This window comes from Fusibacillus kribbianus, from assembly GCF_030053595.1.
In the GTDB taxonomy this organism is placed as follows: domain Bacteria; phylum Bacillota; class Clostridia; order Lachnospirales; family Lachnospiraceae; genus Lientehia; species Lientehia kribbiana.
In genome coordinates this window covers 36,115-54,865 of record NZ_JASGBQ010000008.1, presented here as the reverse complement: position 1 = coordinate 54,865, position 18,751 = coordinate 36,115, and the positions used below count along the sequence as shown (strand labels likewise).

Below are 18,751 nucleotides of genomic sequence, written 5' to 3'. Positions count from 1 at the left end.
ATGGTGATTCATAATTTTTATATGGTTATATTGTATACTCTATGTGGATATAGTTTACTTTGTTTATGTGTTAAATTGCTTTTGGATAGGAACAGAGAAAAAAAGGCAGAGAAAAAGAAAAAAATAATTTGTGATTTTTTCCTTTTTCGTTCCAAAAAAGAACCTGCAGAAGCATCCCTCATTATGAGGTTAGCACAGGACGATTTCCTGTTCGCTTATATCTGTGAATGTTACATAAAACTCAGTTCGCAATATACATTGCATAAACAACAAAAAATGTCAAAATATATGCAGTCTCTTATGGAATATAAAATTGACTCTCTGGTAAAAGAGGATGTGCAGACACGATGTTTGATTTTGAAATACCTATGTCAAATGGGAATTCATTCGGATACAATTAACCAATTCATCTATAAGTGCAGTCAGCAATCTAAGCTGGAACAGGCATGGGTAAAAGCAATTGGCCTAAGCGAAAATAAAGTTTCCGAAGAAGTTCCTGTAAAGGCTGTGTGTAAGGTGGGATAAAAAGATGATGCTGATTTATATGATACGTGTTTTATTTGTCTTGTTTTTTGTATATACAGTAATCTATCTTTTCCAAATGGGAATCAGTCTCTGTATCTCGATTTATCGCCTTGAAAAATATAAGAAAAATAAAACGCTTAATCGAGAACTATTTCCCACCGCATTTGCCAAACGGATTCCGGTTAGCGTTATTATTCCCGCATACAACGAGGCGGCTTGTATAACAGAAACAATCGAAGCTTTATTTGAGGAAGATTATCCGAATCTGGAAATTATTGTAGTAGATGATGGCTCAAATGATAACATGGAATCTCTTGTAGTAAAGAGATTCGGACTGATAAAAGAACCTGTTTTGTCTGAATTTGAATTGAAGGCAAAACCGATTCTTCGTCAATATCGAAAAGTATTTGATGAAAAAACGCTTATTTTTATACATAAGGAAAACGGTGGAAAATCAGATGCGCTTAACTGCGGACTAAATATTTGTCATAGCCCATACTGCGTTATGCTGGACGCTGATACAAAAGTTCAACGAGGCTCCATCCGCATAATGATGAGTTGCTTTTTGATGAATCCCAAAACCATTGTTTGTGCAGGTGCTGTTGGCAGTGAAAATTTGAAAAATTATCCAAAACTTACTTTTTTGAAGAAAGCACTGGTTGTTTTCCAAATATTAGAATATTATCGGACATTTTATATGCAAAGAATAATGTTCGATCATATCAATGCGAATATTATTGTCTCCGGTGCGTTTGCCATGTTTGATACTGATTTAGTGAAACGGGTTGGTGGCTACCAAGTAAATACAATTGGAGAGGACATGGAACTGACCATGCGTCTCCATGCGTTTTGTGCTTCACAGGGAAAAGAATATCACATCGCATATGCTCCGGAAGCAAAGTGCATGACGCAGCTGCCGTTTACATATAAAGACTACTATCATCAAAGGCGGCGTTGGCATATCGGGCTGCTGCAAAGTATGAAATTTCATAAATATATGCTTGGAAATAAAAATTATGGATGGGCTGGAATCACATCCGGTACATTTTTCATTTTGTATGAACTTCTTGCACCGTTTTTGGAGATCATTGGGGTGGCTACCTTAATCGCAGCCAATTTACTGGATATTTTGAATCTTCAATTCACCATACAGGCAACTATCCTATATACGTTGATTGTTATATGGATACAGGCAATTCTTGTAAGTGCTGTTAATTGGTATAAAGTGGAACCGATTAACAGCAAACAGCGATGGATTTTGTTTCTGATTTCTATATTTGAGATAGTATTTTTTCATCCGCTCAATATTGTAATAAAAATAATAGCGACAGCTATGAACTATTGGCACAGAAAAAGCTGGGAACATATTCAGCGTATTGAAACGAACCGGTAAAGACTTTTTGATTCTTTATCACATCCGCTCAGAGATTTCGAAGATAAGCTAAATAAAATAGCTATAAAAAATCCATCAGATTTCATTTTTCCTATTAGGATGAAGGCTTATGGATTATTTTATTTTTGGAGAATTTATGAGCTGTTTCATCGATTTTATAGATATAAATTTGTTGGAGAAATACACCTTGACAAATCTCGTCTCAAAAAAGGATACTCGAAACCTACGCAAAACAGAACGGCTTTACCAATCTGCGCTGGTACACCGACGACGGTTTTTCCGGCGCGAACTTCCAGCGGCCCGGATTTCAAGCCATGCTTGCGGACATTGAAGCCGGGAAAGTGGGTACGGTCATCGTCAAGGACATGAGCCGGTTAGGGCGAAACTACTTGCAGGTAGGGTTTTACACGGAAATGCTGTTCCCTCAAAAGGGTGTGCGTTTTATCGCTGTCAACGATAATGTGGACAGTGCCAGCGAGGGCATGGACAACGATTTTACCCCGCTGCGAAATCTGTTCAATGAATGGCTGGTGAGAGATACGAGCAAGAAAATCAAGGCAGTGAAAAAGTCAAAAGGCATGAGCGGCAAGCCTGTTACCAGCAAGCCGGTTTACGGCTATGTGATGGACGAGGACGAGAATTTTATTATAGACGAGGAAGCCGCCCCGGTGGTGCAGCAGATTTACCAGCTTTGCCTTGCCGGGAACGGCCCGACCAAGATTGCCCGTATGCTGACGGAGCAGCAAATCCCCACGCCGGGGACGCTGGAATATCAGCGGACAGGCAGCACCCGCCGTTATCACCCAGGCTATGAGTGCAAATGGGCGACCAACACCGTCGTTCATATCCTCGAAAACCGAGAGTACACCGGATGTCTGGTGAACTTCAAAACGGAAAAGCCTTCTTATAAGGTCAAGCACAGCATAGAGAACCCCGTCGAGAAGCAGGCCATTTTCGAGAACCACCATGAGCCGATCATCGACAAGGAAACATGGGAACGGGTGCAGGAGTTACGCAAACAGCGCAAACGCCCGAACCGCTACGATGAAGTGGGGCTGTTCTCCGGGATTTTGTTCTGCGCCGACTGCGGCCATGTGCTGTATCAGCAGCGGTATCAGAACAAAGACCGCAAACAGGACTGCTACATCTGCGGCAGCTACAAGAAGCGCACCCGCAACTGTACGGCGCACTTTATCCGCACCGATCTGTTGACCGCTGGTGTCCTGGCAAATCTCCGGCAAGTGACCGAATACGCAGCCAAGCATGAGAGCCGGTTTGTGAAACTACTTGTCCAGCAGAACGAGATCGGCGGCAAGCGAAAGACCGCCGCAGCCATCAAGCAGCTTGAACAGGCGCAGGAACGCATTTCTGAAATCAGCCGCATTATCAAGCGGCTGTATGAGGACAATGTAAACGGCAAAATCAGCGATGAGCGTTTCATGGAACTGTCGGCTGACTACGAAGCCGAGCAAGCGGAGCTGAAAAAGAGAGCCGCCGCCCTGCAAGCCGAACTGGACAAGTCACAGGCAGCTACCGTCAACGCCGAGAAATTTATGGGCATTGTCCGCAAGCACCTTGCCTTTGAAGAACTGACCCCCACTCTCTTGCGGGAAATGATCGAGAAAATTGTGGTGCATGAGTGCAGCTATGATGAGAACGGCACCCGCAGGCAGGACATTGAGATTTATTACAGCTTTGTCGGCAAGATTGACTTGCCCGAATAACCGCCCGACCTATCCGACACAATGGCCAAGTGTCGGATAGGAACGGCAAAATTTTTTGCACTTCTATTGCTTCTTTATCACACATAAGCAAAATCCCAGGGCATGAAGCAGTTCATGGCTAATTAAAGGGAACAAAAAGAAAGGAAAAGCCAATCCAGACGGTATCAGCGGCAGGCTACAAGAATAAATTGTGATTTCACAAGATTGGTGCTATAATAAGAGAAAAGTTCCTGCCGGGGCAGCCGCTCCGGTGGTATGGATAGAAAGGCAGGAAAACAATATGCACATCAGCTATAAACCACTCTGGCACACACTGTTAGAGCGCGATATGAGAAAAGAGGATTTAAGGCTTGCCGCTGGTATGACAACAAATATGATTGCCAACATGAGCAAAGAGGGAAAGCACATCAGCATGGATACATTAGCCCGTATCTGCGAAACGCTGAATTGTGAGATTACCGATGTGATTGAGTTAGTACCAGACGAGCCTGCTTCCACAGGAGGTAAGGAACATGAGCGAATTGAAACCAAGAATAAAAGAAAACGGAATTGATTATATCCTTGTTGGAGATTACTACATCCCGGACTTGAAGTTGCCGGAGGAACACCGCCCCATCGGAAAGTACGGACGGATGCACCGGGAATATTTAAGAGAAGTCTGCCCAGCCAGATTACACACATTGACCCTGACCGGGGAATTGTGGACATATCTTGCAGACCTGAACGAACAGGCACAGAAACGGTTAGACACCATCATGGAGCAGATGAAAGCTGCCGAGGGCGTGACCGAGGAATTGAAGCGTACCCGTCAAATGGAATGGGTGCAGCGTTGCAATAACATTCACAACCGGGCAGAAGAAATTGTTTTACATGAGATGATTTATTCATAACGGTATGGTAGAATGATTATTACAAATTAGAAGTTGTAAAGGAGACTTTGTATGGGTAGAAAAGAAATAACAACAAAAGAAGATTTAATGAAAGTAATAGAATTATTCGAAAATACTGGAATTACATACTGGTTGGATGGCGGATGGGGTGTAGATATTTTAGCTGGTAAACAAACAAGAATTCATAGAGATATAGATATAAATTTTGATGCTCAACATACGGAAAAATTGTTAAATGTGCTTTTGAATCTGGGCTATAAAATTGATACAGACTGGAAACCGGTTAGAATAGAGTTATATAGTGATGAACTTGGTTACTTAGACATTCACCCGTTCGTTTTAAGTGAGGACGGAACTTCAAAACAAGCTGATTTAGAGGGTGGCTGGTATGAGTTTGAAAAAGATTACTTTGGTAGTGCTTTTTTTGAAGGAAAAACAATTCCTTGTATATCCTTAAAAGGCCAAAGAGTTTTCCATTCAGGTTATGAATTAAGAGATAAAGATAAGCATGATATTTCAATTCTTGAAAGTTTATCAAAATAACATTGCTGTAATTTCTAAGATAAATTCCACTTTATCGCTTTGAAATTTTAACTGAATAAGTATAGCACCAACCGCTGCTACATGGAAGCAAACACAACCATGCAACAGCGGTTTTTCTTTACCGTTTTTTCCTTTGACTGATAGGAGTTCCTGTTTTCTTTGATTTTTGTAGAATCCGAATGAGCCAGCGAAATTCTTCGTCTGACAGATTTTTATAGTTGATGCCGAGCTGCTTGCAGTAAAGGACAACCAGCTTTTCATCCCGACTGCCCTTGAAATTTTCAACCGCTTCCAAATTTTCTTTCAATTCATCGGCAACGGTGGTCTGGGGCGCACTCTCGCTGTCCTTTTTGTGGGCTTCCCGAATATCCCGGATAATGAGATTGAGGTCATCAAGAACCATGTGGCTGAAATATTCATCATCGCTGATATGGGCGGCTTGCAGCACTTTCAAATGCGGGTCGTCTTCGCCGGGGCGATACCGTTCAATGATTTCATGCCGGACAGTATCGACAAGGGCGTTGAGGTTTTGAATCTGCATGGTGGCAATCCCATCTACATAAATCTCAATGTCCGCAAGAAACTTGATAAAGTCCTTATGAGTGGCAAGCTCACAGAGCAGACGGTTGTTAATCCGACCGCCTTTCAGAAGTGCCACCATCTCATCATTCAAATGCAGCTCTGTTAGTGGCGTGTTGATCTGCTCCCGGTTCTCTGTCCGGCACAGCAGATAATCAACGGAAACCCCATAGAAGTCTGCCAGCGTGATAAGGTTGCCATGATTGATTTCCTTATAATCCTCTTTTTCATAACTGCCAAGAGCTGATTTGGAAATGCCCGTCAGCTCTGATAATTCTTCCAGATTTAAGCCTTTGTCCTTGCGGAGTTCCCAAAGGCGTTCCTGTATGCTTGTCGCTCCTTTCATGGGCGCACGCTCCTTTCCGGCGGTTTCATTACTGCCGCTTAACTGGATTATATCATACTTTCCGCAATCGTGGAAATTTCTGATTTTTACCCTTAATTCCTACTTTGTGGACATACGGCACAGGGCACAAAAATGTTCTATGATACAGGTAGTTCATCGATGGATTATTCCAATCGAATGACCAGCCTGTGTGGGATATGCTTCCCCGGCGATGTAGCGCCATGACTTTTGGCAGGGATATGGAGGAACCCTGACCGAAACGAGCGTACCAAAGGGAGCAATACGCCGCTGTGAGATTCAGGGGAGGAACGACACCGGGGAGAACTGGCGAACTGATACCGAAATGATACCGAAACACGACAATCTGATAGGGGGATAGTCTACCCTATTGCTGATACTTCTGGAGATTTTAGACGGCTCTATGACCGTAATTTTGCCGAAAATCGCCCCGAAACTATACACTAAAACGGGAGGAAACGCAATATGCCGAGAATGAGCAAAAAGAGGAAGCATGAGCTTTCTTTTTACCTCAATGACCGGGGGCGTGTCACTTACAACGAATTATGCCGGAAATGCAAGCATGGGTGCAAGCAGAGCTTCCGGGCGGTTGTGGTTGACTGCCCCCGTTATTTATCCAAAAGAGCAAAGAAAAAGGAGGAACACACCGAATGAATTTTGAATTTATGACGATAGGCACACCGTTGCCGCCCTGTATGCCCTTTCCCAGAGCGTTGACAGGATTTCCAGTCAGCAGCACCGCAAAGGTCATGTACTGCCGGATGTTGGACGCTATGCTATCCAACGGACAGGAGGACGAGAACGGAATCCTGTTTATCTGCTTCCCTGTCACAGCCATTGCCGCAGTCCTGTCCCGCAGCCCCATGACGGTCAAGCGTTCTCTGAATGAACTGGAAACCGCCGGACTGATCATGCGAGTGCGTCAGGGCGTTGGAGAACCAAACAGGATTTATGTGCTGATACCGGGAAAGGAGGACGCTGCCCTTGCCTGATACCTCAAAGCTGGAAAAGCTCAACCGAGAGTTGGAAAAGAGTGAAAAGAAACTGCGGAAAGCCATCAATGATGAAAAGGCATTGCAGCACCAGCTAAAGCAGCTTACCCGAAAAGAACGGACACACCGGCTCTGTACTCGTGGCGGTATGCTGGAAAGTTTTCTGCAAGAGCCGGAACGCCTGACAGATGATGATGTCATGCTGTTGTTGACACTCATTTTTCACAGGCAGGACACGCAGGAACTATTGAAGAAACTGCTGGAACGTGAGAAGCCGGAAACCCCTTAGTTTACTAAGGGCGCAATTATACACCACCCAAAGGTTGGTGCATTGCGTTCTCCGAAGGCTCCTTGCCGGAGGGCTGTGATTTTTCGCAGTCATGGTCTGCTCCAAATCATACAGGGGACGCTACGCTTCCCCTGCGCTGGCTACCGCCAGCTACCCTTTTGTGGACTTGTCATCTGGGGACACCTTGCGTTGCAAGCTGTTCCCAGCCGACAAGTTTCATAAAATATGCTATCTTTTCGATAGGCAATAAAGTATAATAAAGTCAGCAATAAATCGGAATTTTACGGTCAGTAAGGAATGCGTAAAGTTATATGATTGTATTATAAGCGATTTGTTAAATTTTTATAACCACTTGTATTTGCCTGCGATTTATGGTATAATATTTTGAAATTTAGAAAGAGGTGGGAAGATGATTAACTTTTCTTGCAAATAAAATCAAAATATGCGGTAGTGCTATACTTTGGCATTATTGTGTCTATTGCAAGAAAGTTATATGTCTATCTTACTCAATATAGTGCTGTTGCCACTTTTGCTTAGTGGTGTTATTTTATGCTATGACGAGCTGCAAGGATAAACTTTCTTGTGGCTCTTATTTTGTTTTGGAGGTGCTTTATGAATAGTGCAGAACAGATAGTTACACATGATTCACTCCGTATAGTGTCGGTTCCTTTTGGTGAAATCTATACGTAGTAAACATTCACCGAACCGACTTTGTATCGTATGACATGCAAAGGAGGATAATATTTATGTCAATGATTAAAATTGAAAACCTTACGTTTTCATATCCGACAAGTTATGATAATGTTTTTGAAAATGTCAGTTTCCAGGTTGATACCGATTGGAAGCTTGGTTTTGTGGGCAGAAACGGACGAGGTAAAACAACCTTTCTGAATCTTCTGCTTGGGAAATATGAGTATAGTGGAAAAATCCTATCATCCGTACAGTTTGATTATTTTCCTTATCCCGTTTCAGATAAGAATCGTATTACAGAGGATATATTGCAGGAGATTTGCCCACTTGCGGAAGAATGGGAACTTATGCGAGAACTTTCTTATCTTGATGTTGATGTCGATGTGCTTTGGCGACCTTTTGAAACACTTTCCAACGGAGAGCAGACAAAGGTTTTGATTGCCGCTCTTTTTCTTAATGAAGGGCATTTCCTACTGATTGATGAACCTACCAACCATTTGGATGCCAAAGCGAGAAAAAGTGTGACGGCATATCTGAAAAAGAAAAAGGGATTCATCTTAGTTTCTCACGATCGTCGCTTTCTTGACGATTGTGTTGACTATATTCTATCGATTAACCGAGCGAATATCGAAGTGCAAAGAGGAAACTTTTCATCATGGATGTCAAATTTTGAGCGACAGCAAGAATTTGAACTGGCTCAGAACGAACGTTTGCAAAAGGACATCAGACGATTACAGCAGTCGGCAAAACGCGCTGCAGTATGGTCTGAACGTGTAGAAGCTTCCAAAATTGGGGCAGCAGATAAAGGTTATGTCGGTCATAAAGCCGCCAAAATGATGAAGCGTTCAAAATCTATAGAAGCGAGACAACAACAGACAATCGAACAAAAATCAGCATTGCTGAAAAATATGGAAACCGCAGAAGCCCTCAAGATACAACCGCTTAATTACCATACAGATTTGCTTGCATCATTATCGAATGTAGTAGTTTATTATGATGGCATTTCAGTTTGTGAACCCGTTTCGTTTGAAATAAGACAGGGAGAACGCATTGTGCTTGATGGAAAGAACGGCAGTGGCAAAAGTAGCCTGTTAAAGTTGGTAGTCGGGCAGTCCATAGATTATACGGGTACAGTAACACTTGGCTCTGGGCTTGTAATTTCTTATGTGCCACAGGATACATCGTATTTATGTGGAACCCTTTCCGAGTTTGCAGAAGAAAACAACCTTGATGAAAGTTTGTTCAAGGCAATTCTTAGGAAAATGGACTTTGAGCGTGTACAGTTTGAAAAGGATATTAAAGACTTTTCTGGCGGGCAAAAGAAGAAAGTCCTAATTGCGAAAAGCCTTTGTGAAAAGGCACACTTGTATGTATGGGATGAACCGCTCAACTTTATTGATGTGTACTCACGTATGCAGATTGAACAACTCATAACGGAGTTTGCCCCGACCATGCTCCTGGTAGAACATGACAGTGTTTTTCGAGATACTGTGGCAAGTAAAATTGTGAATATCTAAATTGGTTCTTCCGCAATTTTACGTTTTTCGCTTTAATAAAAATGGAGAATGCTGATTTACACTGGCATTCCAGTATTGAAAAATTACAAAATACGGATAATTGCGTAAGAACCTCTAAATTAAAATAATTGTATGGGTTAATTCCAGCTTTACAGAGACTCAAATTCTTTAGGCTACAATCAATAGCGGTGTAAACGAAAAAGCAGTCTTAAACTATAGAAAAACTGCCCTTTCGTTTGCACCGCGTTTGATTTTGCCAAAGTGAACAAAGTCGCGTCCGTGTAGCCGATATGTATGGATTTTCAATTCTTGCTTTTTTTATGAATACAAGTGAGATACAAGAATTCTCTGCATTGTTACATGGTGCTTTTGCAAAATCTTGGCACGACAAATAAACCTCATTGCTGAGGCTTTTTGAAATTATTTAGTTAGTCGATTCTAAATGCGCAAAGGTATTCTCTGCTGTGGTTTTCCAAGATGACCACCACAGCATTTGCAAACAGTAACCTTGATACCATAAAGGGTTTCAAGTATCTGAGGTGTTTCCATATCTTTCAGTCGTGATAGATACTGCTTACAACCAAGAAGATTCCGACATAATGCCAGATGCTTGGTCTTGCTTCGAGTACATAGTAATCCGTAGTGTCTTATTCTAACAAATCGTTTCGGCGGTACATGCATCAGGAATCTACGGATGAATTCAACTCCGGAAATGGTGAACTCTTTCCACTTACCTTTTTCACGATAATCTTTCACATAGTATGTAACAGTATTTTCGTCCATACGGATGATGCGGTGATTACTGATAGCGATTCTATGTGTGTACTTACCAAGATAGTTAATAACAGACTGGGCACCATTGAAGGTTTTCTTGCAGTGAGGAATCCAGTCTTTTTCATAGCAGGTGTTAAGAAGCTCTTTGAAGGCATAGTGGTTGAGATATTTTACACTGCTACCATGAAACTGAAGTTTATTTTCTTCCCATAAGATCTTAAGTTCATTCAGATATTTACCCCGGAACAACTTTGATAAAACTTTTACGGGAAGAAAGAATTCTTCACCTTTATCACGCCACTGATTTTTAGCAGTCAGACCACCACCAAGTAGAATGACATGAATGTGAGGATGAAAGTTCATTTCAGAGCCCCAGGTATGTAATACACAGATATATCCAACCTTTGCACCCAGATGCTTCGTGTCTTCTGTTAACTCATTGATTGTAGCTGACACAGAATGATACAGTGTATCGTATAGAAGCTGTTGGTTGCTGTAGATTAGTGGATTTAATTCTTGAGGTACTGTGAATACTATATGAAAATAAGGTGCATCCAATACATCTTCACGGCGTTTATCCATCCACATTTCTTTTGGTAAAGCCTGACACATGGGACAACATCTGTTACGACAGGAATTATAATGAATCTGGGTATGACCACAATCTTCACATATACTGATGTTAGCTCCATAGGCACCGGTCTTACAGTTGATGATACAGTTTGCGACCTTAGACTGCACCGGAGAAGGTGAGTATTTTTCAAGATATCCAGGATAGAATCTCAAAAAGATATCCTGTACCGTTGGTTTATCCAAGAGCTCCACCTTCTTCCTTGTCAAAAGGACTGACGATGCCAAGAACAGTTTTATTGCTCAAGTGCAGATAAATTTCAGTAGATTTAGGTGAACGATGTCCAAGTAATGATTGAATATATCGAATATCAACGCCATCCTCTAAGAGATGTGTTGCAAAACTATGCCTTAGACAATGGGAATGTACATCTTTGGGTAAACCTGCTTTTTTTACGGATTTACGCATTTCCAAACCAGTAGCTGAAGGAGTAAGATATTCACCTGTCCACTGATTCGGAAAGAGAATTCCTTTCGGCTTGCCACACTTAAACCAGTACTCAGTAAGAATGTCGAGAGCTCTTTTGGATAAAATAGCATAACGAGAGGAATGTGTTTTTGAATTGCGGATATAAATCTGCATATTTGTACGGGAAATGTCCTCATAGTTAAGGTGAATTACCTCCGATACACGTAATCCGGAAGAATACATAAGTGAAAACATTGCTTTATATTTTAAGTTAGGAGTAGCATCAAGCAGTCTTTCAACCTCTTCGCGAGTCAGTACACGTGGGATAGCATAGTCATTGATGGCTCTGGGAACAAGGTTATCATCCCAAAGTTTTCCTAAAACACGCTTATAGAAAAATACCAATGATCCATTTTTATTATTAAGTGTAGATGATTTATCGCCTTTGTCCTTTAAATATAAAAGGAAATCTCTTGCGTCTTCACAAGTGAGATCTTCAGGGTGTTTGTTGATAAATTTCAGAAAATCTCTGACATTATTTTTATAAGTTCGAATGGTGCCGGGTTTCAGATTTCTAAGCTTGCCAACATCTTCGATTTTATTAATATATGATTCGTACATAAAATAACCTCCATGAAATAAATGTGGTAATAACAATAGTAATTACCCATCATGGAGGTGCATTTGCAAAATAAAACTGCTTGTGTAAGCAGCCTAAAGATGATATTCTTTTCATAGGCAGTTGTCGGGACTAAGCCCGTGTTTGAAGTTTGTTATTGGTGGTACTTTAACAATACTATCTTGGGACAATCCTGTCACTGCCTTTTTTAGAAAAAGTAAAAAGCTGCGCCACAGCCTTGGCAGGCCATCGCGCAGCGATTTTGTTCAATTCCAGTTTGTAGAATTAAGAAAATCGTAATTTGTGGAGGTAAAATATAGATGAATCAAGGTAGAATTATTGTAATCACAGGTGCGCCGGGGACAGGAAAAACTACAACGGCATCTGCTGTTGCAAAAGAATCAGATTTGGAAAAGTCTGTGCATATGCACACAGATGACTTTTATCATTATTTGAGTAAAGGGGCAATACCACCGCATTTGCCAGAATCAAATGAGCAAAATTTGATTGTCATTGAAGCGTTTTTAGAAGCTGCGAAGCGATATGCTCGTGGTGGATATGATGTAATTGTTGACGGTATTATCGGACCGTGGTTTTTAAAGCCGTGGCAAAGTCTTGTTCGGGAACATTATGAGGTGCATTATATTATTTTAAGGGCAAGTAAGGAAGAAACCTTGAAGCGAGCTGTTGAACGCTCAAAGTTAGACCGAAAGACAAATATCGAATTGGTAGAAACCATGTGGGAGCAATTTTGCAATCTGGGAATATATGAATCGAATGTTATAGATACGACCACTTATTCCATTCAAGAAACTGTTTCCGCAGTACAAGAAAAAATCGCAAGTAGGGCAGCGTTGTTGTCTTAGATTGTTTTGGTGCAATTCCAGTTTGTTAGCTTTACATCGGGTCAACTTGTCCCGAACTTTTACAACTAAATACCCGCCGCTCACACAGTGGCACACCGAGCAGGAAATCTGAAAAAGGTCTCCTGCTTTTTTTCTGCCCAAAATGAGGTGGTAAAACGCCACCCCATCCACCAATTAGCGAAAGGAGGGACACGAAATGCCTTGTCCACACAACGAAATCACGATTGTTCAGCGCAGCCAGCGGCAGTCTGCGGTTGCCGCCGCTGCTTACCAAAGCGGCGAAAAGCTGTTCTGTGAATACGACCAGCAAGTAAAGCACTACCCGGAAAAGCGTGGTATCGTCCACAATGAAATCCTGCTCCCGGCAAATGCTCCACAGGAATATGCAGACCGCAATACTTTATGGAATGCCGCCGAAGCGGTGGAAAAGCAATGGAACTCCCAGCTTGCAAGGCGGTGGGTGCTTACCATTCCCAGAGAGATACCGCCCGACCAGTACGCTGTCCTTGTACGGGAGTTTTGTGAACAGCAGTTTGTTTCCAAAGGCATGATTGCTGATTTTGCCATCCATGACCCCCATCCGCCGGGACACAATCCCCACGCCCATGTCCTGCTGACCATGCGGGCAATGGATGAACATGGAAAATGGCTTCCCAAGAGCCGCAAGGTTTATGACCTTGACGAGAATGGGGAACGGATAAAGCTGCCGTCCGGCAGGTGGAAAAGCCACAAGGAGGATACGGTGGACTGGAACGACCAGAAGTATTGTGAAATCTGGCGGCATGAATGGGAGGTTATCCAGAACCGCTATCTGGACGCCAATGACCGCCCGGAGCGTGTGGACTTGCGTTCCTATGCCAGACAGGGGCTTGATATAGTCCCCACTGTCCATGAGGGGACTGCTGTCCGGCAGATGGAAAAGCGAGGTATCCAGACGAATATCGGCAACCTGAACCGGGAAATCAGAGCCGCCAACCGCCTGATGAAGTCCATCCGGCAGCTTATCCAAAACCTCAAAGGCTGGATTACCGAGCTGGGAGAAAAACGGAAGGAGCTGCTTGCACAAAAGGCGGCGGAGGAAGCGACACTTCTTCCCAATCTGCTGATGAAGTATATGGAGATACGAAAGGAAGAACGGAAGGACTGGACAAGGGCTGGACAGAACCGGGGAACTTCACAGGACTTAAAGGCAGTCAGCGAAGCCCTGTCCTATCTCCGGCAAAAGGGGCTTTCCACTGTGGAGGACTTAGAAGCGTTTCTGGAATCTTCCGGGAAATCAGCCGCAGATTACCGCAATCAGATGAAGCCAAAGGAAGCCCGGAGCAAAGTGATTGACGGGATTCTTGCCAGCCGGACAGACTGCAAGGAATGTAAGGCTGTCTATGAGAAGTACCAGAAGATATTTTTTAAGAAAATAAAGGGGAAATTCAAACAGGAACACCCGGAGGTTGCCCGGTATGAGAAAGCCGCTGACTACCTTGCCAAGCACCCGGACGATAAGGATAAAACGAAAAATGAGTTGCAACAGGAGCAGGAAACGCTTCTCAGCGAAATCGCAGAGCTGAAAGTACCACTGACCGAGGTACAGGAGGATTTGAAGAAGCTGCGGGACATCCGCTACTGGGTACGGAAAGCCACACCCGGCACAGAGGAAAGCAAAGAGCCGCCCAAGAAGCAGCCCATCAAAGAAGTCTTGCAGGATAAGACTGACGAGAAAAAAGCACAAAGAACCGCCCCGGCACAGGAGAAACACAGACAACAGGATATGGAACTTTAACAGGCACTTGCCATTTTCAATTAGAGAATGTCAGGTGCTTTTCTTATTTTCAAGGAGGGATAGATTTGAATGTATTCGAAGCTGTGAAGCAGTCCGTCACAACAAGACAGGCTGCGGAGTATTATGGAATCCATGTAGGTCGGAACGGGATGGCTTGCTGCCCGTTCCATAACGATAAAACCCCAAGCATGAAGCTGGATCGGCGTTACCATTGCTTCGGCTGCGGTGCGGATGGGGATGTGATTGATTTTGCCGCCGCCCTGTATGGGCTGGGAAAGAAAGAAGCCGCCGTACAGCTGGCACAGGACTTCGGGCTTTCCTATGAGGACTGGAAACCGCCGGGAAAGGTAAAAAAGCCCAAGACCCGGCAGAAATCCCCGGAGGAACAGTTTCAGGAAGCAAAGAATCGCTGCTTCCGTATTCTTGCCGATTATCTCCATCTGCTGATGGCATGGAGAACGGACTACGCCCCGCACTCCCCGGAGGAAGCCTTTCATCCCCGGTTTGTGGAAGCCTTACAGAAGCAAGCCCAAGTGGAATATCTGCTGGATGTGCTGCTGTTCGGGGAAACAGAGGAAAAAGCGGATTTGATTACGGACTACGGAAAGGATGTGATACAGCTTGAACAGCGAATGGCAGAACTTGCAGCCGCAGACGCAGCAAGAACTAAAAAACACTATGAACGCCATGCAGCCGCCCCAGAGCGTTGAGGAAATCAAGGCGGGGCTGGAAACCACCGAGAAAGGCGGTGTCCGTCAGAGCATACGGAACTGCCTGACCGTATTCCAACGTGACCCTCTGCTTTCAGGGGCTATCGCATACAACATCCTGACTGACCGCAAGGACATCATAAAGCCCATCGGTTTTCACAGAGAAAGCACCGCCCTGAACGATACGGACATGAAGTATCTGCTTCTTTATCTGGAAGAAACCTACGGGCTTACCAATGAGAAAAAGATTGATAACGCCATCGGGATTGTGGCGAATGAAAACAAGTACCATCCCATCCGGGACTATCTCAATACCCTTGTGTGGGACGGGACAGAGCGAATCCGCTTCTGCCTGCGGCACTTTCTGGGGGCTGACGCAGACGATTACACCTATGAAGCGTTGAAGCTGTTCCTGCTGGGTGCAATCTCACGAGCCTTTCAGCCGGGGTGCAAGTTTGAAATCATGCTCTGTCTGGTAGGCGGTCAGGGGGCTGGAAAGTCCACCTTCTTCCGGCTGCTGGCAGTCCGGGACGAGTGGTTCTCCGATGATTTGCGGAAGCTGGACGATGACAATGTGTACCGCAAGCTGCAAGGTCACTGGATTATTGAAATGTCGGAAATGATGGCAACCGCCAACGCCAAGAGCATTGAGGAAATCAAGTCATTTTTAAGCCGGCAGAAAGAGGTCTACAAGATACCTTATGAAACCCACCCGGCAGACCGCCCCCGTCAGTGCGTGTTTGGCGGCACTTCCAATGCCCTTGACTTCCTGCCCCTTGACCGTTCCGGCAACCGCCGCTTTATCCCGGTCATGGTGTACCCGGAGCAGGCGGAAGTTCACATTTTGGAGGATGAAGCCGCTTCCAGAGCCTATATCGGGCAGATGTGGGCGGAAGCGATGGAGATTTATAAAAGCGGCAGGTTCAAGCTGGCTTTCAGCCCCGCCATGCAGCGGTATCTCAAAGAACACCAGCGGGATTTTATGCCGGAGGACACCAAAGCCGGGATGATACAGGCGTATCTTGATAAATACACCGGGAGCATGGTCTGCTCCAAGCAGCTCTATAAGGAAGCCTTGAACCATGCTTTTGACGAGCCGAAGCAATGGGAAATCCGGGAAATCAACGAGATTATGAACCAGTGCATTTCCAGCTGGCGGTACTTCCCAAACCCAAGAATGTTTTCCGAATATGGCAGACAAAAGGGCTGGGAGCGTGAAAACCCGGCAACGGACTCCGGCAACCCGTCTGAAAAAACGATGGACGGTTTTGTGGAGGTCACAGAACAGATGGAGCTTCCATTCTGAAAAGGACAGCCCGTTGCACCCCCTGTTGTTATCCCGTTGCCGAGCCGGTTGCCGGGAAAAACCCCTTATTTCCGGGCTTTTCTCCCTTATAACAACCAAAACAACAAAAAAATAAAAGAAAAGTATAAATAGTAACCATCGCCAGATTGAGATTGTTTGCAAGGTCTTTTGAAGTCCGTTGCCGGACTTCGTTGCCGACACCCTCTGTCTGGCTATTTTCATGTATGGAGGATAACTGCCTATGGCAAAAAACAAAACAGAGATTCATGTGACCACTGTATTTGACGGGGAGCTTGACGCCACTGATGTGTTCGTCAGCCTGATTTCCCAGAAATACGGAAAGACAAATGCAAAAGAATATCTTGCTAAAAAGAAAGATATAGGCTATAATGAAGATGAGGTTCAAAAGAGCCAGATACCGTCTGGATTGTGTGGGTAAATGGCTATGATGAACGAAATGGAATACAGAACAATCGGTTCGGCACTTGCCGGGGGTTATCGTGCGGCGGTCTATTGCAGGCTGTCAAAGGACGATGACCTGCAAGGCGAAAGTGCCAGTATCGCAAACCAGCGTGATATGCTGGAAAAATACTGCGAAAAGCAGGGATGGGAGGTTGTGGCAGTCTATCAGGACGATGGCTTCACAGGTCTTAACATGGAGCGTCCTGACCTACAGAGAATGTTGAGAGCCATTGAGCGCAGGCAGATCAACCTTGTCATCACGAAAGACCTCAGCCGACTGGGGCGTAATTATCTGCAAACCGGGCATTTGATTGAGGACTTTTTCCCAAGAAACGGTGTCCGCTATATCGCCATGAATGACGGCATCGACACCCTGCGGGATAACAACGACATTGCCCCGTTCAAGAATATCCTGAACGAGATGTACAGCAAGGATATTTCCAAGAAAGTCCATTCCTCTTATCTTCTGAAAGCGCAGAAAGGACAGTTTACCGGGTGTCTTGCCCCGTTTGGGTATCGGAAAGACCCGGAGGACAAAAACCATCTGCTCATTGACGAGGAAACCGCCCCGATTGTGCGGCTGATTTTCGGATATGCCCTGAACGGTCATGGTCCGAACTATATCCGCAGACGGCTGGAGAAAGAAAAAATCCCCTGCCCTACATGGTGGAACCGGGAACGGGGGCTTCGCAATACCCGCACCAAATGGGAAAAGAAAGACCCAGAAAACGGGCGGTATATGTGGGACTTCTCCGTTATCAAAGACCTTTTGATGAATCCCGTCTACACCGGGGCGATTGCTTCCCAGAAAAAGGACTACCGCTTCAAAATCGGCACGATTGGGGAAAAGAAGCCGGAGGACTGGATTGTGGTGGAGGGACAGCATGAACCGCTGATTGACAGCATGAGCTTTGACATTGTGCAGAACAAGCTGAAATCCCGCCAGCGTCCGGGGCAGACCAATGAAATCAGCCTGTTTGCCGGACTGTTAAAATGCGGCGAGTGTGGGAAGTCGCTGACGGTACGCTACACAAACGCTAAACATCCCCAGCGGATTTACTCCTGCAAGACCTACAATGCCTTTGGAAAGAACCACTGCACCCAGCACCGGATTGATTATGACACCCTTTACAGCCATGTGCTGCGGAAAATCCGGGAATGTGCCAGAGCTGCCCTGATGGACGGGGAAGCGGTTGCCGACCGCCTGACCAATACCTGTGAAGCCGAGCAGCGGGAACAGCGGGAAGCAATGGAACGCTCCCTTACAAGGGACGAGGAACGGATTGAGGTTCTGGACAAAATGGTCATGCGGCTTTATGAGGATATGATTGCAGGGCGTATCAGTGAGCAGAATTTCAACACCATGCTGGAAAAGACACAGACCGAGCAGACGGAGCTTAAAACAAAAGTGTCCGAGGGCAGAAAGCGGCTGTCCGATGAAGTCCAGCTTGCCAATGATGCAAAACAATGGGTGGAAGCCATTCAGGAATACGCCAACATCACAGAGCTGGACGCAGCCACCCTCAACCGCTTAATCAAAGAAATCGTTGTGCATGAGCGCATTGACGAAGATAAAACAAGACACATTTCTATCGAAATTCATTTTAATCTCAAACCCATCCCGGAGGTGGAACAGGTCACTGCCTGACCTGTCCCGCCGGGACGGTTCTCTTAACAACACCATATAGATTT

General features: G+C 44.6%; 20 protein-coding genes and 1 pseudogene. 18 read left to right on the top strand and 3 right to left on the bottom strand.

All coding sequences use genetic code 11. The features are described from left to right. The 8 genes and pseudogenes from QJ036_RS06580 (at position 1) to QJ036_RS06550 (ending at position 5,075) form a co-directional block, all read left to right on the top strand. Positions 1–525: a hypothetical protein gene (locus tag QJ036_RS06580; RefSeq protein ID WP_216402210.1), complete on the top strand. Its 525-nt coding sequence runs from the start codon at positions 1–3 to the stop codon at positions 523–525. Positions 526–529: 4 nt separating this feature from the next. Continuing rightward, a complete protein-coding gene (locus tag QJ036_RS06575) occupies positions 530–1,918 on the top strand; it encodes a glycosyltransferase family 2 protein (RefSeq protein ID WP_283230622.1) in 1,389 nt (462 codons plus the stop codon). A gap of 109 nt (positions 1,919–2,027) precedes the next feature. Further along, positions 2,028–2,249, top strand: a complete 222-nt coding sequence (locus QJ036_RS14225; protein WP_283230621.1) for a hypothetical protein — start codon at positions 2,028–2,030, stop codon at positions 2,247–2,249. Further along, on the top strand, positions 2,170–3,642 hold the full coding sequence (locus QJ036_RS06565) for a recombinase family protein (RefSeq protein WP_081293820.1): 1,473 nt from the start codon (positions 2,170–2,172) through the stop codon (positions 3,640–3,642). Before QJ036_RS14225 ends, QJ036_RS06565 begins: the two co-directional genes overlap by 80 nt. A 21-nt stretch (positions 3,643–3,663) precedes the next feature. Then, positions 3,664–3,726: pseudogene (locus tag QJ036_RS14385) on the top strand (Maff2 family mobile element protein); the annotation flags it as partial. A gap of 196 nt (positions 3,727–3,922) precedes the next feature. Continuing rightward, positions 3,923–4,195, top strand: coding sequence for a helix-turn-helix domain-containing protein (locus QJ036_RS06560; protein ID WP_002584334.1), 273 nt, complete (start codon positions 3,923–3,925; stop codon positions 4,193–4,195). Next, positions 4,155–4,532 carry a TnpV protein gene (locus tag QJ036_RS06555; protein WP_002584333.1) on the top strand — a complete coding sequence of 126 codons (378 nt, stop codon included), beginning with the start codon at positions 4,155–4,157 and terminating at the stop codon, positions 4,530–4,532. Before QJ036_RS06560 ends, QJ036_RS06555 begins: the two co-directional genes overlap by 41 nt. A 51-nt stretch (positions 4,533–4,583) precedes the next feature. After that, the gene (locus QJ036_RS06550) at positions 4,584–5,075 is read left to right on the top strand and encodes a nucleotidyltransferase domain-containing protein (RefSeq protein WP_002584332.1); all 492 of its coding nucleotides are present in this window, start codon (positions 4,584–4,586) and stop codon (positions 5,073–5,075) included. A 118-nt stretch (positions 5,076–5,193) separates the two neighbouring features. Here QJ036_RS06550 and QJ036_RS06545 read toward each other — a convergent pair whose 3' ends face one another. Further along, positions 5,194–6,000 (bottom strand): helix-turn-helix domain-containing protein, encoded by an 807-nt coding sequence (locus QJ036_RS06545; RefSeq protein WP_002584331.1) that lies wholly within the window; start codon positions 5,998–6,000, stop codon positions 5,194–5,196. Between the two features lie 483 nt (positions 6,001–6,483). Between QJ036_RS06545 and QJ036_RS06540 the strand changes: the two genes are divergently transcribed. From QJ036_RS06540 to QJ036_RS06525, 4 genes are all read left to right on the top strand, one after another. After that, positions 6,484–6,672: a hypothetical protein gene (locus QJ036_RS06540; RefSeq protein ID WP_002584330.1), complete on the top strand. Its 189-nt coding sequence runs from the start codon at positions 6,484–6,486 to the stop codon at positions 6,670–6,672. Then, a complete protein-coding gene (locus QJ036_RS06535) occupies positions 6,669–7,010 on the top strand; it encodes a DeoR family transcriptional regulator (RefSeq protein WP_002584329.1) in 342 nt (113 codons plus the stop codon). The genes QJ036_RS06540 and QJ036_RS06535 overlap by 4 nt, the downstream gene beginning before the upstream one ends. Further along, on the top strand, positions 7,003–7,299 hold the full coding sequence (locus QJ036_RS06530) for a DUF3847 domain-containing protein (protein WP_002584328.1): 297 nt from the start codon (positions 7,003–7,005) through the stop codon (positions 7,297–7,299). The genes QJ036_RS06535 and QJ036_RS06530 overlap by 8 nt, the downstream gene beginning before the upstream one ends. A gap of 746 nt (positions 7,300–8,045) precedes the next feature. Continuing rightward, positions 8,046–9,506 (top strand): Lsa family ABC-F type ribosomal protection protein, encoded by a 1,461-nt coding sequence (locus tag QJ036_RS06525; RefSeq protein ID WP_283230620.1) that lies wholly within the window; start codon positions 8,046–8,048, stop codon positions 9,504–9,506. 438 nt (positions 9,507–9,944) lie between these two features. Here the strand turns inward: QJ036_RS06525 and QJ036_RS06520 are convergent, their stop codons facing one another. Beyond that, positions 9,945–11,096, bottom strand: coding sequence for an IS91 family transposase (locus QJ036_RS06520; protein WP_283230619.1), 1,152 nt, complete (start codon positions 11,094–11,096; stop codon positions 9,945–9,947). Then, the gene (locus QJ036_RS06515) at positions 11,089–11,940 is read right to left on the bottom strand and encodes a tyrosine-type recombinase/integrase (RefSeq protein WP_178856110.1); all 852 of its coding nucleotides are present in this window, start codon (positions 11,938–11,940) and stop codon (positions 11,089–11,091) included. Before QJ036_RS06515 ends, QJ036_RS06520 begins: the two co-directional genes overlap by 8 nt. Before the next feature lie 318 nt (positions 11,941–12,258). On the opposite strand from QJ036_RS06515, the gene QJ036_RS06510 reads away from it, so the two are divergent. The 6 genes from QJ036_RS06510 to QJ036_RS06485 all read left to right on the top strand — a co-directional run bounded on the left by QJ036_RS06510 (position 12,259) and on the right by QJ036_RS06485 (position 18,707). Then, positions 12,259–12,804 carry a P-loop nucleotide/nucleoside kinase family protein gene (locus QJ036_RS06510; protein WP_002584326.1) on the top strand — a complete coding sequence of 182 codons (546 nt, stop codon included), beginning with the start codon at positions 12,259–12,261 and terminating at the stop codon, positions 12,802–12,804. A gap of 196 nt (positions 12,805–13,000) precedes the next feature. Beyond that, positions 13,001–14,581 (top strand): MobQ family relaxase, encoded by a 1,581-nt coding sequence (gene mobQ, locus QJ036_RS06505; RefSeq protein WP_002584325.1) that lies wholly within the window; start codon positions 13,001–13,003, stop codon positions 14,579–14,581. A 65-nt stretch (positions 14,582–14,646) separates the two neighbouring features. Further along, positions 14,647–15,291: a CHC2 zinc finger domain-containing protein gene (locus QJ036_RS06500; RefSeq protein ID WP_002584324.1), complete on the top strand. Its 645-nt coding sequence runs from the start codon at positions 14,647–14,649 to the stop codon at positions 15,289–15,291. Beyond that, positions 15,260–16,597 (top strand): virulence-associated E family protein, encoded by a 1,338-nt coding sequence (locus tag QJ036_RS06495; protein WP_002584323.1) that lies wholly within the window; start codon positions 15,260–15,262, stop codon positions 16,595–16,597. The genes QJ036_RS06500 and QJ036_RS06495 overlap by 32 nt, the downstream gene beginning before the upstream one ends. Before the next feature lie 241 nt (positions 16,598–16,838). Continuing rightward, the gene (locus tag QJ036_RS06490; protein WP_002592708.1) at positions 16,839–17,036 is read left to right on the top strand and encodes a hypothetical protein; all 198 of its coding nucleotides are present in this window, start codon (positions 16,839–16,841) and stop codon (positions 17,034–17,036) included. Then, a complete protein-coding gene (locus QJ036_RS06485; protein ID WP_002584321.1) occupies positions 17,037–18,707 on the top strand; it encodes a recombinase family protein in 1,671 nt (556 codons plus the stop codon). Positions 18,708–18,751 lie beyond the last annotated feature (44 nt).

Coding starts and splice junctions, on each gene's coding strand:
- QJ036_RS06580 (WP_216402210.1), top strand. CDS start 1: ATGGTGATTCATAATTTTTATATGGTTATATTGTATACTCTATGTGGA.
- QJ036_RS06575 (WP_283230622.1), top strand. CDS start 530: ATGATGCTGATTTATATGATACGTGTTTTATTTGTCTTGTTTTTTGTA.
- QJ036_RS14225 (WP_283230621.1), top strand. CDS start 2,028: ATGGATTATTTTATTTTTGGAGAATTTATGAGCTGTTTCATCGATTTT.
- QJ036_RS06560 (WP_002584334.1), top strand. CDS start 3,923: ATGCACATCAGCTATAAACCACTCTGGCACACACTGTTAGAGCGCGAT.
- QJ036_RS06555 (WP_002584333.1), top strand. CDS start 4,155: ATGAGCGAATTGAAACCAAGAATAAAAGAAAACGGAATTGATTATATC.
- QJ036_RS06550 (WP_002584332.1), top strand. CDS start 4,584: ATGGGTAGAAAAGAAATAACAACAAAAGAAGATTTAATGAAAGTAATA.
- QJ036_RS06545 (WP_002584331.1), bottom strand. CDS start 6,000: ATGAAAGGAGCGACAAGCATACAGGAACGCCTTTGGGAACTCCGCAAG.
- QJ036_RS06540 (WP_002584330.1), top strand. CDS start 6,484: ATGCCGAGAATGAGCAAAAAGAGGAAGCATGAGCTTTCTTTTTACCTC.
- QJ036_RS06535 (WP_002584329.1), top strand. CDS start 6,669: ATGAATTTTGAATTTATGACGATAGGCACACCGTTGCCGCCCTGTATG.
- QJ036_RS06525 (WP_283230620.1), top strand. CDS start 8,046: ATGTCAATGATTAAAATTGAAAACCTTACGTTTTCATATCCGACAAGT.
- QJ036_RS06515 (WP_178856110.1), bottom strand. CDS start 11,940: ATGTACGAATCATATATTAATAAAATCGAAGATGTTGGCAAGCTTAGA.
- QJ036_RS06510 (WP_002584326.1), top strand. CDS start 12,259: ATGAATCAAGGTAGAATTATTGTAATCACAGGTGCGCCGGGGACAGGA.
- mobQ (WP_002584325.1), top strand. CDS start 13,001: ATGCCTTGTCCACACAACGAAATCACGATTGTTCAGCGCAGCCAGCGG.
- QJ036_RS06495 (WP_002584323.1), top strand. CDS start 15,260: ATGAACGCCATGCAGCCGCCCCAGAGCGTTGAGGAAATCAAGGCGGGG.
- QJ036_RS06490 (WP_002592708.1), top strand. CDS start 16,839: ATGGCAAAAAACAAAACAGAGATTCATGTGACCACTGTATTTGACGGG.
- QJ036_RS06485 (WP_002584321.1), top strand. CDS start 17,037: ATGGCTATGATGAACGAAATGGAATACAGAACAATCGGTTCGGCACTT.